This window comes from Devosia sp. LjRoot16 (assembly GCF_964252795.1).
Lineage (GTDB): Bacteria > Pseudomonadota > Alphaproteobacteria > Rhizobiales > Devosiaceae > Devosia_A.
This window is the reverse complement of the sequence record NZ_CAXUPH020000001.1, coordinates 770,487-783,858: the sequence shown is the minus strand read 5'-3', so window position 1 is coordinate 783,858 and position 13,372 is coordinate 770,487. Positions and strand designations below refer to the sequence as shown.

The window sequence follows — 13,372 nt, the reverse complement described above, 5'->3', positions numbered from 1 at the left end:
CCAGCGTGATAGGCAGGGCCGCGAACAGCCTGGGTGCGGAGGGGCAATGATCATTGCGGTGGATGGGCCGGCGGCATCCGGCAAAGGCACGCTGGCGGCCGGTCTCGCCCGGCACTATGGCCTGCCGCACCTCGACACCGGGCTGCTCTATCGCGCCGTTGGCCTTGCCGTCGCCGACCATCTGGGTAAGTCCGATTTCGAGGCCTATGCCATCGCCGCGGCCCGTGCGCTGGATGCCGCACACCTGAGCGACGTCGACAAGCTGACCAGCGCCGAAGCCGGTGTTCTTGCCTCGCACGTCGCAGTGATCAACGACGTGCGCCTCGCGATGCGGCAGTATCAGCGCGACTATGCCCACCAGCCGGGCGGCGCCGTGATCGACGGCCGCGACATCGGCACGGTGGTCTGTCCCGATGCCGATGTGAAGCTGTTCATCGTCGCCGACAGCAAGGCCCGCATGGAGCGCCGCGCCCGCCAGCTCGAAGCCAAGGGGCAGGTGGTTGATCGTTACGCCCTCTATCACCAGATAGAGCAGCGGGACGCGCGGGACCGCGCGAATCCACACGGCGGCTTCTACCAGGCGCCCGATGCCCACTTGCTGGACACCACGCTCTTGGGTATAGAGGCCGCACTCCGCGCAGCCGTCGCCATTGTCGACGGGGTCATGGCGCGCAAGGCGTAGCTTCGGCAACCACCAAGTCCGAGCTGCTAAACCAAACCTTGCGGCTTTCGTCCCCCGGCATGTTCCAAGAGCCGGCAGCGGAAAACCATCCTAACCCCACATGGCTCGCGCGCCAGCGCACCGGATCGCCTTTTCATGGCGATTGGCAACCGGGCCTTTCACCTCAAGCCACCGGGCGCATTGGAGAAGTCGTTTGGCAGTTCAAACTGTTACCAAGGAAGATTTCGAATCCCTGCTGCTGGACTCGTTCCTCGAGAACGAGCCGCTGGAAGGGACCGTGGTCAAGGGCACCGTCGTGGCGATCGAGAAGGATCTCGCCATCATCGACGTCGGCCTGAAGACCGAAGGCCGCATCGCGCTGAAGGAATTCGGCGCCGCCGGCCGTGACGGCACCATCAAGGTGGGCTCGCTCGTCGAAGTCTACGTCGATCGCGTCGAGAACGCCGTCGGCGAGGCCGTGCTGTCGCGCGAGAAGGCTCGCCGCGAAGAGAGCTGGGTCAAGCTCGAAGAGATGTACAACGCCAACCAGCGCGTCGAAGGCATCATCTTCAACCAGGTCAAGGGCGGCTTCACTGTCGACCTCGAAGGCGCTGTTGCCTTCCTGCCGCGCTCGCAGGTGGATATCCGCCCGATCCGCGACATCGGCCCGCTGATGAATGTGCCGCAGCCGTTCCAGATCCTGAAGATGGACAAGCGCCGCGGCAACATCGTCGTGTCGCGTCGTGCGATCCTCGAAGAGAGCCGCGCCGAGCAGCGCTCCGAGATCGTCCAGCAGCTCGAGGAAGGCCAGGTCGTTGACGGCGTGGTCAAGAACATCACCGATTACGGTGCGTTCGTCGACCTCGGCGGCATCGACGGTCTGCTGCACGTCACCGACATTGCCTGGCGCCGGGTCAATCACCCGTCCGAAGTGCTGTCGATCGGCGAGACCATCAAGGTGCAGATCGTCCGCATCAACCACGAGAGCCACCGTATCTCGCTGGGCATGAAGCAGCTGCAGGCCGATCCGTGGGATGGCATTGCCGCCAAGTATCCGGTCGGCGCCAAGTTCACCGGCCGCGTGACCAACATCACCGACTACGGTGCGTTCGTCGAACTGGAGCCGGGCATCGAAGGCCTGATCCACGTTTCCGAGATGAGCTGGACCAAGAAGAACGTCCACCCGGGCAAGATCGTTTCGACCTCGCAGGAAGTCGAAGTGATGGTGCTCGAGGTCGATCCCGAGAAGCGCCGTATCTCGCTGGGCCTCAAGCAGACGCTTGCCAACCCGTGGGAAACCTTCGCTGACAAGTACCCCTCGGGTACCGTTGTCGAGGGCGAGGTCAAGAACAAGACCGAGTTCGGTCTGTTCATTGGTCTCGATGGCGATGTCGACGGCATGGTCCACCTCTCCGACCTCGACTGGCAGAAGCCGGGTGAGCAGGCTCTCGAGGCCTACAACCGTGGCGACATCGTCCAGGCCAAGGTGCTCGACGTCGACGTCGAGAAGGAGCGCATCTCGCTCGGCATCAAGCAGCTGGCAGTCGGCGAAGTGGCCGATGCTGGCGGCGACGGCGTCCGCAAGGGCTCCGTGGTGACCGGCACGGTGACCGAGGTCAACGATGGCGGCATCGAAGTGCGCATCAACGACACCGAGATGACCGCCTTCATCCGTCGCGCCGATCTGTCGCGTGACCGCAACGACCAGCGTCCGGAGCGTTTCAGCAAGGGCGAGAAGGTCGACGCGCGCGTCACCCAGTACGATCGCAAGACCCAGCGCATCCAGCTCTCCATCAAGGCGCTTGAAATCGCCGAGGAGAAGGAAGCCGTGGCCGCCTATGGTTCGTCGGACTCGGGCGCTTCGCTCGGCGACATCCTGGGCGCCGCCCTCAAGGGCCGCGACGAGAAGTAAGCGTTTCCGCGGGGTGCTTCGGCACCCCGCGGGTCTGCATCTGTTTGATTTGGTCGCGCTTTCGAACCGGAAAAGTCTGCAACTTTTCCTGAAAGCGCTCCGGAGGGCTCGCACCGACAGGTGCGGGCCCTTTGTTTGGGGGAAACGATGCTTTTGAAGGATGTCGCCTGGCGCGCCATGACCAGCTATGACCTGCCGGCGGTGCAGGGCATCGCCGACACCGTGCATGTCGATTTCTTCGAAACCCCCGAGGTGCTGGCCGAGCGCCTGAAGCTCTACCGGCACGGCTGCTACCTGCTCGAGATCGGCGACAAGCCGGCCGGCTACGTGCTGAGCCACCCCTGGCTCTATGGCACGCTGCCACCGCTCAACACGCTGCTGAAGGCGCTGCCGGCCGAGCCCGATACCTATTACCTGCACGATCTCTGCCTCTTGCCGGTCACCCGCCGGGTCGGCGCGGCGTCGAAGATCGTCGAGGCGCTCGTCAAGCACGCCAACGCCGAGGGCTACCCCACCATGACGCTGGTCGCCGTGAACGGTTCGATCCCGTTCTGGCAGCGCCACGGCTTCGAGGTGACCGAGGTTCCCGAGCTCTACGGCAAGCTGCTGAGCTACGAGGCAGAGGCGCGGTACATGGTGCGCAAGCTCGATTGACCGCTCACTTGAACATCCGGTAGCCGCCATCGTCGCCGCGGCGGAGGCCGAGGTCTTCGAGTTCGCTGCCGCGCATGCCGTCGAGATAGGCGCCGTCGGACTGGCCGCGGCCGAGACCGCCGAACACGCCAGCGATGGCGACGAGCACGTGCCGGGCGAGCGCTGCGGCATTGTTGCGGGGCTTGGGCTGGTACAGCATTTGTCCGTCTCCTCGGATCTGATGCGCTGATCATCGCCCCGAGCGGCCCGGCAGTCCTTGGGGCAATCCTGAAGAGTTCTGAAGCAGTCCTGATCGACCTGAATCAGGGGATCAGGCTATGATCACACAATGGAAAAGCGCTTTGGCGACTACCGGATCCGGCCGCGTGAACGCGAGCTCATCGGCCCTGACGGGCTGATCGAGCTTTCGGGCCGTTCCTTCGACCTACTCGAGGCGCTGCTGACCCGGCCCAACCAGTTGCTCGACAAGTCCGCCCTGTTCGACGCGGTGTGGCCCGGCGTGGTGGTCGAGGAGAATACGCTGCAGGTCCATATGTCGGCGCTGCGCAAGGCGCTTGGCCCCGGCTTCATCGCCACCGTGCATGGTCGCGGCTACAAATATGTCGGCCCCGAGCCGGTCGAGGATGCGGAGACGGTGCGATCGCTCGCCGCCGGCGCCGACGGCAATCTCGGCCGCTATCGTGCCGACTGCGTGGCGCGCGAGACCGAGATCGCGGCCGTTGCCCGCCTGCTCGACCAGCACCGGCTGGTCAGCATTCTCGGCCCCGGCGGGGTCGGTAAGACCACGCTGGCGGTCGCTGTGGCCGAGACGCTCGGCCCTGTCGATGGCGGCGTGTGGATGGTCGACCTAGCCGCGCTCGGCAGCGGCGAGTTCATCGAGAGCGTCTTGATCCAGACCCTCGCCGTGCCGTTCCGCGCCGGCAGCCGCTCGCTTGAATCGATCGTCGAGTATCTGAGGCCCAGCGAAGCGGTGCTGATCTTCGACAATTGCGAACATGTGCGCGGCGCCGCAGCGCGCGTCATTCGCACCTTGCTGGCCGAAGTGCCAGATATCCGCATCCTCGCGACCTCGCAGGTGCCGCTCGCCTTGCCCGAGGAGCACGTCTTCAAGCTCCTGCCTTTCGCCGTCACCGGCGAAGGCGAACTGGTCGACGCCGCCTCGGCGCAGTTCCTCGCCTATTGCTACGAGGCGTTCGGCGAAAAGCTCTCGGCTGACGAGCTGCCGATCGTCGCTCGCCTGTGCCGCCGCCTCGACGGGGTGGCGCTGGCGCTGAAAATGGCAGCCGCCCGCGCCGCGACCGTCGGTATCGAGACCGTCGACCGCCAGCTCGAGCAGCAATTGGCGAGCCTCGAGGCCGACTGGGACCCGGCGCTGCCGCGCCACCGTTCCCTCGCCGCCTCGCTGGCCTGGAGCTACGACCTGCTCGAGCCCGAAGATCAACGCACCCTGCGCGCTCTCGGGGTGTTCCAGGGCAGCTTCTCCATCCCCGCCGTCAACGCGGTGGCGGGCGAGGGGGCCGAGATGCGGGTCGCCGAACTGGTGCGCCGCTCGCTCGTCGTTCGCGACGGCCAGGACCGGGCGCGCTACCGCCTGCTAGAATCCACTCGTCATTTCGCTCTCGACAAGCTGGCCGAGGCCGGCGAGGACGTCATCACCCGCGACCGCCACGCCGCCTATATTCGCGACCTCTTCGCCGACAGCGTGCTGCGCTGGGAGGTGCTGCCGGACGAGCGCTGGGACCAGATCTACCGCCCGGACGGCGACAACCTCCGCGCCGCCCTCGCCTGGACCAAGACCCGCGCCGACTGGCCGACTTATGTCGAGATCGCCGCCGGCTCCTACCGCTACTTCATGGAAGAGCAGCTCGGCGCCGAAGGGCTGGCGACCATCGAGGCCGGCATGTCGCTGGTCGGCGCCGTGCCGCCGGAAACCGCGGCCCGGCTGCAATTGGCGCTGGGCGAGATCGGCCGCTACAACGCCATGGATGTCCGCGCCTATCAGGGGCTCGAGCCGGCGCTCGACTGGTTCCGACGGAGCGATGATCGGTTGCGCTACACCCAGGCGCTGGTGCTTACCGCCTGGATCACCATCTTCTTCCACCATCAGGGCGATGCCGAGCCGCTGGTTGCCGAGCTCGAAACGCTGATCGCCGACATGCCGCCCAGCAAGGTGAAATCCTGGGCGCTGGTGGGCATCGGCACCCAGGCCTGGACCCGCGGCGACACCATGTCGGGGCTCGCCCGCGCCGAAGCCGGGCTTGCCATGCATCTCGATGTCGGCAACCCCAAGGGCCGTTTTCGCTCGGTGATGAACCTTGCCGAGATGCTGCATAAGGGCGGCGACACGGTTCGCGCCCTGTCGCTCTCCAATCAGATTATGCCCGAATTGCGAGCCGCCGGCCGCAGCCTGCTGCTCGGCTTCCATCTCAACAACAACGCCGCCTACCGCATGGCGCTCGGCGATTTCGACGGTGCGGTCGCCCCGCTTTACGAAGCGGCCGAAATCGTGCCGCGCGATGGCGGCCAGTGGCACTGGTGCCTGTTGCAGAACGCCGCGGAGCTCCTTGCGACGCGTGGCGCCTTCGATGTCGCGGCGCTCCTCGTCGGCTTCACCGACAAGAGTTTTGAGGGCTGGATCGACGGCCGCCAGGCTACCGAGGAGATGCAGCGCAACCGGCTCTCCGGCACCCTCGAGGCCGCGCTGGGCCGAACCGAACGAGACCGCCTGCTGCAGCAGGGCAGGGCGCTGACCCTGTTCGAGGCCGATCACCTCGCCGGCTTCATCAAGACCGAGCGGCAGCGGCTGAAGGTATAGGGCCGTCTATCCACGGGGCACGGACCCTTCCCCACCCACTGTGTGATCCCGGCCCCACCCACCGGGTCATTCCCGCGAAAGCGGGAACCTCTGTTTTCTTGGCTTGCCGCACGATCGCAAACGGAGTTCCCTCGCTTTCGCGGGGATGACACCGAGTTTGGAGGACTTGCAGAGCCTCGGCCCGCAACCCTTCTCCGCCTTGCATTTGTCGCGGCCCGCGGGTTACCTCGCTCCAATCCTGCATGAGGCCCCGATGACCGATACCTCCGGCGATAGCGCGCACCTGATCCCCGCCAATGCCCGGCTGCGCCGGTCACGCCGGCTGTGGCGGGTGCTGTTCTTCCTGGCGCTCGCTGCTGCCGTCCTGGCCATTGTCGGCCGCTTCGCCATGGAGCAGGGCGGCCCCGGCGACCGCATTGCCCGGGTCAGCATCACCGGCACCATCATGACCGATCCGGCTCGCCTCAAGATCCTCGACAAGCTGGCCGAGGACGATGCGGTGAAAGCCGTGATCGTCGCCATCAATTCTCCCGGCGGCACCACCGCGGGCGGTGAGGAACTCTACGAGGCGCTTGGGGCGCTGCGCGCCAAAAAACCGGTGGTCGCGGTGATCAGCGAACTCGGCGCTTCGGCCGCCTATATGACCGCCATTGCCACCGACCGCATCTTTGCCCGCCGGCTGTCGATCGTCGGCTCCATCGGCGTGCTCTATCAGCATGTCGATGCCGGCAAGCTGCTGAACACCATCGGGGTCAATTTCGACAAGGTGCAGACCGGCCCGCTCAAGGCCGAGCCCGACTTCAACGAGCCGATGCAGGGCGAGGTCCGCGCCTCGCTGCAGGCGCTGGTCAACGATTCGTTCGAGTGGTTCGTCGATATCGTTGCCGAACGCCGCGCCATCCCACGGCCCGAAACGCTGGCGCTGGCCGATGGCCGCATCATCACCGGGCGCCAGGGCGTCGAGAGCAAGCTGATCGACGCGATCGGCGGCGAAGCCGAGGCCATTACTTGGCTCGAGAGCGACAAAGCCATTGTCGCCGACCTGCCGGTGGTCGATTACTTTCCGTTGCCGGCGGAAGGTTGGTTCGGCGTAACCCGCTGGCTCGGCCAGAGCGCTGCCGAAGTGATGCGTTCGAGCGTCGACGGGGCGATGTCCCTTGACGGTTTGGTCTCGCTTTGGCAGGCTAACCCATCGATGTGAACCCCATCGACCCGTGGAGTGCGCCGGGGGGCGGTATGATCAAGTCCGAACTCGTGCAGCGACTGTCCGACGAGAATCCGCATCTGTTTCAGCGCGATATCGAGAACATCGTGAACGCTATCCTCGATGAGGTCGGCGACGCGATGGCCCGTGGTGACCGCGTCGAGCTGCGCGGCTTCGGTGCCTTCTCGGTCAAGAACCGGCCGGCGCGTGTCGGCCGCAACCCCAGGACCGGCGAAACCGTCGATGTGGGCGAGAAGTACGTGCCGCAGTTCAAGGCCGGCAAGGAAATCCGTGAGCGGATCAATCGCGCGGGATGATGTCTGGCATTTCCGATGATTAGACGCATTGTCGGCTGGTTCGTGCTGGTGCCGCTTTGCGCGGTGCTGATTGTGTTCGCCCTGGCCAACCGCCAGTTGGTGGTGGTGAACTTCAACCCCTTCGCGCCGGTCGAAGCCTTGAGCTCGCCGGGTGTCGGGGTGCCGCTGTTCCTGGTGCTGTTTGCCGTGCTGCTGGTCGGCGTGCTGCTCGGAGGCGTCGCCACCTGGTTCGCCCAGGGGCCGCATCGCCGCGACGAGCGCCACTTCAAGCGCGAGACCGAACGCTTGCATCGCGAGCTGGAGGTCGCCCGCCGCTCGCCCGAACCCCCGGCGCTTGGCGCCGAAGATTTCGTTCCCAACTGATCCAAGGCACATGTCCGACCCCCTCATCGTCAAGATCTGCGGCATCAGGACCCCGGCACTGCTCGACGCAGCCATTGACGCCGGCGCCGACATCGTCGGCTTCATGCATTTCGAGCGCAGCCCCCGGCATGTCGATCTCGAGACGCTGCAGGAACTGATCTCGGCGGCACGTGGCCGGATCGAGACCTGCGTCGTCCTGGTCAATCCGGACAATTCCTCGGTCATGGAAATTGCCGCTTTGTCGCCCGACTGGATCCAGCTGCATGGCCCTGAGACGCCGCATCGCGTCGAAGCGATCCGCGACGAAGCCGGCATCGCCATCATGAAGGCCATCGGCATCAGCACGGCCGAGGATGTGGCGCATGTTGCCGACTTCGCCGATATCGCCGATCGCATCCTGCTCGACGCCAAGGCGCCCAAGGGGGCCGATCGCAGCGGCGGGCATGGCGTGCCGTTCGACTGGAGCCTGCTCAAGGCGCTTGACCCCAACCTTCCATTCATGCTTTCCGGGGGCCTCACGCCCGAGACGGTGGGAGAGGCAATCCGGGCCGTTCGACCGATGGCCGTCGATGTCTCCTCCGGCGTCGAAACCGCGCCCGGCGTCAAGGACGCGGCGCTGATCCGGGCTTTCATCGAGCAGGCGCGAGCCGCACACGGGTAGGAGTTCAGCAGTGACCGCGACCGGGGCCAATTCCCTTCGCAACGGCCCCGACGAGCAGGGTCGCTTTGGGCTCTATGGCGGCCGTTTCGTCGCCGAAACGCTGATGCCGCTGATCCTCGATCTCGAGAAGGCTTACCGCGCAGCGCAGGCCGATCCTGAGTTCCAGGCCCAGATCAAGCATCTCGCTACCCACTATGTCGGCCGCCCCTCGCCGCTCTATTTCGCCGAGCGGCTGACCGAGCAACTGGGCGGCGCCAAGGTCTACTTCAAGCGCGAAGAGCTGAACCACACCGGCTCGCACAAGATCAACAACACGCTCGGCCAGATCCTGCTCGCCAAGCGCATGGGCAAGACCCGGATCATCGCCGAGACCGGCGCCGGCCAGCATGGCGTGGCGACGGCGACGGTCTGCGCCAAGTTCGATCTGCCCTGCGTGGTGTTCATGGGCGCCACCGACGTCGAGCGGCAATACCCCAACGTGTTGCGCATGAAGATGCTCGGCGCCGAGGTCCGCCCGGTCACTGCCGGCGCCGGCACCCTCAAGGATGCCATGAACGAGGCGCTGCGCGACTGGGTCACCAATGTCGAGACCACCTATTACCTGATCGGTACCGCGGCCGGCCCGCACCCCTATCCGGAGATGGTGCGCAACTTCCAGTCGGTGATCGGCGAAGAGATCAAGGCGCAGATGCAGGCCGAGACCGGCAAGCTGCCCGACGCCGTCGTCGCCTGCGTCGGCGGCGGCTCCAACGCCATCGGCACCTTCCACGCCTTCCTCGATGATCCCTCGGTCAAGCTCTATGGCGCCGAAGCCGGTGGCCATGGCATCGAAGTCGAGAACGGCCATGCCGCCTCGATGACCGGCGGCCGCCCCGGCGTGCTGCACGGCAACCGCACCTACCTCTTACAGAATGCCGACGGCCAGATCCTCGAGGGCCACTCGATTTCGGCCGGCCTCGACTATCCGGGCGTCGGTCCCGAACACTCGTATCTGCACGATACCAAGCGCGTCACCTACGCGCCGATCACCGATAAGGAAGCGCTCGACGCCTTCCAGCTCTGCACCAGGCTCGAGGGCATCATCCCGGCACTGGAAAGCGCCCATGGCCTCGCGCATCTCATGAAGGTCGCGCCGACGATGAGCACGGACGAGACCATCGTCCTCTGCCTTTCCGGCCGCGGCGACAAGGATGTCGAGAGTGTCGGCCGCTACCTGGGGATGAACAGCTGATGACCACCCGTATCCCCGCGCGGTTTGCGCTCTGTGCCTCGCAGAACCGTCCGGCGCTCGTCGCCTACACCATGGCCGGCGATCCGGACCTCGCCACCGCGCAGGCCATCCTCGAGGCGCTGCCGGGCGCCGGCGCCGACATCATCGAGCTCGGTATGCCGTTCTCCGACCCGATGGCTGATGGCCCGGGCGTCCAGGCCGCCGGCCAGCGGGCGCTCGCGGCGGGCCAGACGATGAAGAAGACGCTGGCGATGGTCGAAGCCTTCCGCAAGCAGGACGACGAAACCCCGATCGTCCTGATGGGCTATTACAACCCGATCTACATTTTCGGCGTCGATGCTTTCCTGAGCGCCGCCAAGGCCGCGGGCGTCGATGGGCTGATCGTCGTCGACCTGCCGCCCGAAGAAGATGCCGAGCTCTGCATTCCAGCGCTGAGGGCCGGCCTCAACTTCATCCGCCTCGCCACCCCGACCACCGATGAGGCGCGCCTGCCGGCGGTGCTCAACAACACTTCGGGCTTCGTCTACTACGTCTCGATGACCGGCATTACCGGCGCCAGCATCAAGAACCACGCCGCGGTGGGCGAAGCGGTGACCCGCATCAAGGGGCATACCGACCTGCCGGTCGTGGTCGGCTTCGGCATCAAGACCGCCGATGACGCCGCCCGCATGGGCCGCGACTCCGACGGCATCGCCGTCGGCACCGCCATCTGCAACGCCGTGCTCGGTTCGCTCGAGAACGGCAAAGCCACTGCCGGCACGGTCGCCGCGGTGACCACACTGGTCGCCGGCCTCTCGAGTGGCGTGAAGCGGGCGAAGGCGGCCGCCTGACCGCAGCAAGGTCCTGCGGCTTCCGAGGTCTGGCGAGTTAGTCTCTCGCTCACCAACTGTTCCTATGTTCGGAACGGCACCCGTCGTGGTGCCGTTGCAGTGGGGAACGGAGTTTTGGGATGCGCAGGACACTCGGCATCATTGGCGGACTGGCGCTTGGCCTCAGTCTCAGCCAGTTCCCCGAATATGCCCAGCAATATACCCAGCGGCTGGGCGGCGCGGTGGACGAATTGCGCATCATCACCGCCGAGTTCGAGGTCGCCGCCAAAGAGGCAGGTTTGACCCTCGAACAGGCGATCGACCGATATTCGAAGACGGGCGACAGCTTCATCGCGGCCCGCGGCGAGTCGATGGCGCGGACCTTCTCACGTTACCAGCAGCTCTCCGCCACCCTGGCCGAAGTGCGCGGCGCTACCGGCTGGGAGCGCTTCACCCGGATGCCCGAATATTTCGATACCGAGATCGGCCGGCGCACCCTCAGCGATTACCAGCCGGCGGTGCCGGTGACCCTCGAGGGGCTGAGCTATGCGGCCGCCGGCTTCGCCGTGGGCTATGTGATCCTCTCGGCGATAGCAGGGGTGCTGCTGCTGCCGTTCCGGCGCCGTCGCGTGCGCTATGTCGAGCGTCGGCCCTAGAGCGAGATCGGGAAAAGGCCTGCCCCCCGGAGGCGGGGGTTGCAGACTTTTCCGGTTCGATCTCGCGACCGATCAATCACTCAAGGGACATAAAGCTTTCTTTATATCCCGGTTGATAGCGGCCTCCAGCTTCAGTATAAGGCCGCAACAGCACGACAGGATGGAGACAGGGCCGATGGCCAGCAATAACGACTACGTGGTCCGCGACATCGGCCTCGCCGAGTATGGCCGCAAGGAAATCGGCATGGCCGAGATCGAAATGCCGGGCCTGATGGCGATCCGCGAGGAATATGCCGCCAAGCAGCCGCTCAAGGGGGCCCGCATTGCCGGCTCGCTCCACATGACCATCCAGACCGCCGTGCTGATCGAGACGCTGAAGGCGCTCGGCGCCGACGTCCGCTGGGTCAGCTGCAACATCTTCTCGACCCAGGACCACGCCGCCGCCGCTATCGCCGCCGCCGGCATCTCGGTCTTCGCCAAGAAGGGCGAGAGCCTCGAAGAATACTGGGATTACACCGACCGCATGATGGAATGGCCCGGCGGCCAGACCCCCAACATGATCCTCGATGATGGCGGCGACGCCACTATGCTGGTGCTGACCGGCGCCAAGGCCGAGACCGACCCCTCGGTGCTGAACAACCCGCATTCCGAGGAAGAGGAAATCTTCTTCGCGCTGATCAAGAAGCGGCTGGCGCAGGACCCGAAATTCTATTCGAAGATCCGCGCCAATATCCGCGGCGTTTCGGAGGAGACCACCACGGGCGTGATGCGGCTCTATCAGCTGCAGCAGAAGGGCGAGCTGCCCTTCCCGGCGATCAACGTCAATGACAGCGTCACCAAGTCGAAGTTCGACAACAAGTACGGCACGCGTGAATCCCTCGTCGACGCCATCCGCCGCGGCACCGATGTGATGCTGGCCGGCAAGGTGGCGATCGTCTGCGGCTATGGCGACGTCGGCAAGGGTTCGGCCCAGTCGCTGCGCGGCGCCGGCGCCCGCGTGCTGGTTACCGAAGTCGATCCGATCTGCGCGCTGCAGGCGGCGATGGACGGCTATGAAGTGGTGACCCTCGAGGACGCGGCGCACCGCGCCGACATCGTCGTCACCGCCACGGGGAACAAGGACGTTGTCAGCCTCGACGACATCCGCAACCTCAAGGACATGGCGATCGTCTGCAACATCGGCCATTTCGACAACGAGATCCAGGTTGCCGAGCTGCGCAACTTCAAGTGGACCAACGTCAAGCCGCAGGTCGATATCGTCGAGCTCTCGGCCAATAAGCGCATCGTGCTGCTGTCGGAAGGCCGCCTCGTCAACCTCGGCAACGCCACCGGCCACCCGAGCTTCGTGATGAGCGCCTCGTTCGCCAACCAGACCCTGGCGCAGATCGAGCTCTGGACCAATGGCGAAACGCTCACCAAGGCGGTGCACGTCCTGCCCAAGCACCTCGACGAGAAGGTGGCCGAACTCCACCTCGCCAAGCTCGGCGCCAAGCTGACCAAGCTCAGTAAGTCGCAGGCCGACTATATCGGCGTCAGCGAGACCGGCCCGTTCAAGTCCGAGCAGTATCGGTACTGACGGGTTACGCTTCGAATTCTGAAGGGCGCCCACTGGGCGCCCTTTTCACATCTGGTGCCTGTGGCCCCGCCCCACCCAGCTTCGCTAAGCCCGCTACGCGAGCAAGCTGCGCTGCCCTCCCCATCAAGGGGAGGGAGACCTGACTGCTGGCTTCGGTTCTATCGTCTCCCTCCCCCTCGGGGCGACCTCTTGTCGTCCCCACGGGGAGGGTAGCGCAGCTAGGCGCAGCCGTAGCGAAGCTGGGTGGGGGGCCACACGCACCGCACCCGGCAAAATAATCCCCCCAAATCAGTGCGGCGTTAACGAAGCGTTCACTGTTCGGACTCGGGTCAACACCCATTCTCGGGCCATTCCCCGCTGTTCACATACAATTAGACTCTTTTTGCGCGATTCCGCGCCCGGTAATGTCTGGTGATTCGGCGGTTACGGGTTTTGGCCTGCCGAAGGCGCGGCGAATCAATGGGGCTCGGCGCGGCGGCAAGTGCGGTGTTCGCTGTCCGATCCGGGCAGCGG

The 13,372-nt window shown here is 65.5% G+C and carries 13 protein-coding genes; 12 read left to right on the top strand and 1 reads right to left on the bottom strand.

Annotated features, from left to right (window positions below; all coding sequences use genetic code 11):
- The first annotated feature begins 46 nt into the window (after nucleotides 1-46).
- The 3 genes from ACSQ23_RS03675 (at nucleotide 47) to ACSQ23_RS03665 (ending at nucleotide 3,227) form a co-directional block, all read left to right on the top strand.
- Nucleotides 47-682, top strand: coding sequence for a (d)CMP kinase (locus ACSQ23_RS03675; protein ID WP_055998501.1), 636 nt, complete (start codon nucleotides 47-49; stop codon nucleotides 680-682).
- A 193-nt stretch (nucleotides 683-875) separates the two neighbouring features.
- Nucleotides 876-2,573 carry a 30S ribosomal protein S1 gene (gene rpsA / locus ACSQ23_RS03670; protein ID WP_055876168.1) on the top strand — a complete coding sequence of 566 codons (1,698 nt, stop codon included), beginning with the start codon at nucleotides 876-878 and terminating at the stop codon, nucleotides 2,571-2,573.
- A 147-nt stretch (nucleotides 2,574-2,720) separates the two neighbouring features.
- A complete protein-coding gene (locus tag ACSQ23_RS03665; RefSeq protein WP_055998503.1) occupies nucleotides 2,721-3,227 on the top strand; it encodes a GNAT family N-acetyltransferase in 507 nt (168 codons plus the stop codon).
- A 4-nt stretch (nucleotides 3,228-3,231) separates the two neighbouring features.
- On the opposite strand, the gene ACSQ23_RS03660 is transcribed toward ACSQ23_RS03665, so the two are convergent.
- Nucleotides 3,232-3,426: a hypothetical protein gene (locus ACSQ23_RS03660; protein WP_055998504.1), complete on the bottom strand. Its 195-nt coding sequence runs from the start codon at nucleotides 3,424-3,426 to the stop codon at nucleotides 3,232-3,234.
- Between the two features lie 129 nt (nucleotides 3,427-3,555).
- On the opposite strand from ACSQ23_RS03660, the gene ACSQ23_RS03655 reads away from it, so the two are divergent.
- The 9 genes from ACSQ23_RS03655 to ahcY all read left to right on the top strand — a co-directional run bounded on the left by ACSQ23_RS03655 (nucleotide 3,556) and on the right by ahcY (nucleotide 12,859).
- A complete protein-coding gene (locus tag ACSQ23_RS03655) occupies nucleotides 3,556-6,042 on the top strand; it encodes an ATP-binding protein (protein WP_436089753.1) in 2,487 nt (828 codons plus the stop codon).
- 253 nt (nucleotides 6,043-6,295) lie between these two features.
- The gene (gene sppA, locus ACSQ23_RS03650) at nucleotides 6,296-7,243 is read left to right on the top strand and encodes a signal peptide peptidase SppA (protein ID WP_436089752.1); all 948 of its coding nucleotides are present in this window, start codon (nucleotides 6,296-6,298) and stop codon (nucleotides 7,241-7,243) included.
- Between the two features lie 35 nt (nucleotides 7,244-7,278).
- On the top strand, nucleotides 7,279-7,563 hold the full coding sequence (locus tag ACSQ23_RS03645) for an integration host factor subunit beta (RefSeq protein WP_055876189.1): 285 nt from the start codon (nucleotides 7,279-7,281) through the stop codon (nucleotides 7,561-7,563).
- A 15-nt stretch (nucleotides 7,564-7,578) separates the two neighbouring features.
- Nucleotides 7,579-7,926, top strand: a complete 348-nt coding sequence (locus tag ACSQ23_RS03640) for a lipopolysaccharide assembly protein LapA domain-containing protein (RefSeq protein WP_055047554.1) — start codon at nucleotides 7,579-7,581, stop codon at nucleotides 7,924-7,926.
- A 10-nt stretch (nucleotides 7,927-7,936) separates the two neighbouring features.
- Complete coding sequence (locus ACSQ23_RS03635; RefSeq protein ID WP_055876193.1) at nucleotides 7,937-8,587, top strand: phosphoribosylanthranilate isomerase; 651 nt, start codon at nucleotides 7,937-7,939, stop codon at nucleotides 8,585-8,587.
- A 10-nt stretch (nucleotides 8,588-8,597) separates the two neighbouring features.
- Nucleotides 8,598-9,818, top strand: coding sequence for a tryptophan synthase subunit beta (gene trpB / locus ACSQ23_RS03630; RefSeq protein ID WP_055998513.1), 1,221 nt, complete (start codon nucleotides 8,598-8,600; stop codon nucleotides 9,816-9,818).
- Nucleotides 9,818-10,648 carry a tryptophan synthase subunit alpha gene (trpA, locus tag ACSQ23_RS03625; protein ID WP_436089751.1) on the top strand — a complete coding sequence of 277 codons (831 nt, stop codon included), beginning with the start codon at nucleotides 9,818-9,820 and terminating at the stop codon, nucleotides 10,646-10,648. Before trpB ends, trpA begins: the two co-directional genes overlap by 1 nt.
- Nucleotides 10,649-10,767: 119 nt before the next feature.
- Nucleotides 10,768-11,283: a DUF2937 family protein gene (locus tag ACSQ23_RS03620; RefSeq protein WP_436089750.1), complete on the top strand. Its 516-nt coding sequence runs from the start codon at nucleotides 10,768-10,770 to the stop codon at nucleotides 11,281-11,283.
- A 175-nt stretch (nucleotides 11,284-11,458) separates the two neighbouring features.
- Nucleotides 11,459-12,859 (top strand): adenosylhomocysteinase, encoded by a 1,401-nt coding sequence (ahcY, locus tag ACSQ23_RS03615; protein WP_055876203.1) that lies wholly within the window; start codon nucleotides 11,459-11,461, stop codon nucleotides 12,857-12,859.
- Nucleotides 12,860-13,372: the final 513 nt, after the last annotated feature.

Bases quoted from the DNA above. Each gene is read 5' to 3' on its own strand.
- ACSQ23_RS03675 (WP_055998501.1), top strand. From the start codon at position 47: ATGATCATTGCGGTGGATGGGCCGGCGGCATCCGGCAAAGGCACGCTG.
- ACSQ23_RS03665 (WP_055998503.1), top strand. From the start codon at position 2,721: ATGCTTTTGAAGGATGTCGCCTGGCGCGCCATGACCAGCTATGACCTG.
- ACSQ23_RS03660 (WP_055998504.1), bottom strand. From the start codon at position 3,426: ATGCTGTACCAGCCCAAGCCCCGCAACAATGCCGCAGCGCTCGCCCGG.
- ACSQ23_RS03655 (WP_436089753.1), top strand. From the start codon at position 3,556: ATGGAAAAGCGCTTTGGCGACTACCGGATCCGGCCGCGTGAACGCGAG.
- sppA (WP_436089752.1), top strand. From the start codon at position 6,296: ATGACCGATACCTCCGGCGATAGCGCGCACCTGATCCCCGCCAATGCC.
- ACSQ23_RS03645 (WP_055876189.1), top strand. From the start codon at position 7,279: ATGATCAAGTCCGAACTCGTGCAGCGACTGTCCGACGAGAATCCGCAT.
- ACSQ23_RS03640 (WP_055047554.1), top strand. From the start codon at position 7,579: ATGATTAGACGCATTGTCGGCTGGTTCGTGCTGGTGCCGCTTTGCGCG.
- ACSQ23_RS03635 (WP_055876193.1), top strand. From the start codon at position 7,937: ATGTCCGACCCCCTCATCGTCAAGATCTGCGGCATCAGGACCCCGGCA.
- trpA (WP_436089751.1), top strand. From the start codon at position 9,818: ATGACCACCCGTATCCCCGCGCGGTTTGCGCTCTGTGCCTCGCAGAAC.
- ACSQ23_RS03620 (WP_436089750.1), top strand. From the start codon at position 10,768: ATGCGCAGGACACTCGGCATCATTGGCGGACTGGCGCTTGGCCTCAGT.
- ahcY (WP_055876203.1), top strand. From the start codon at position 11,459: ATGGCCAGCAATAACGACTACGTGGTCCGCGACATCGGCCTCGCCGAG.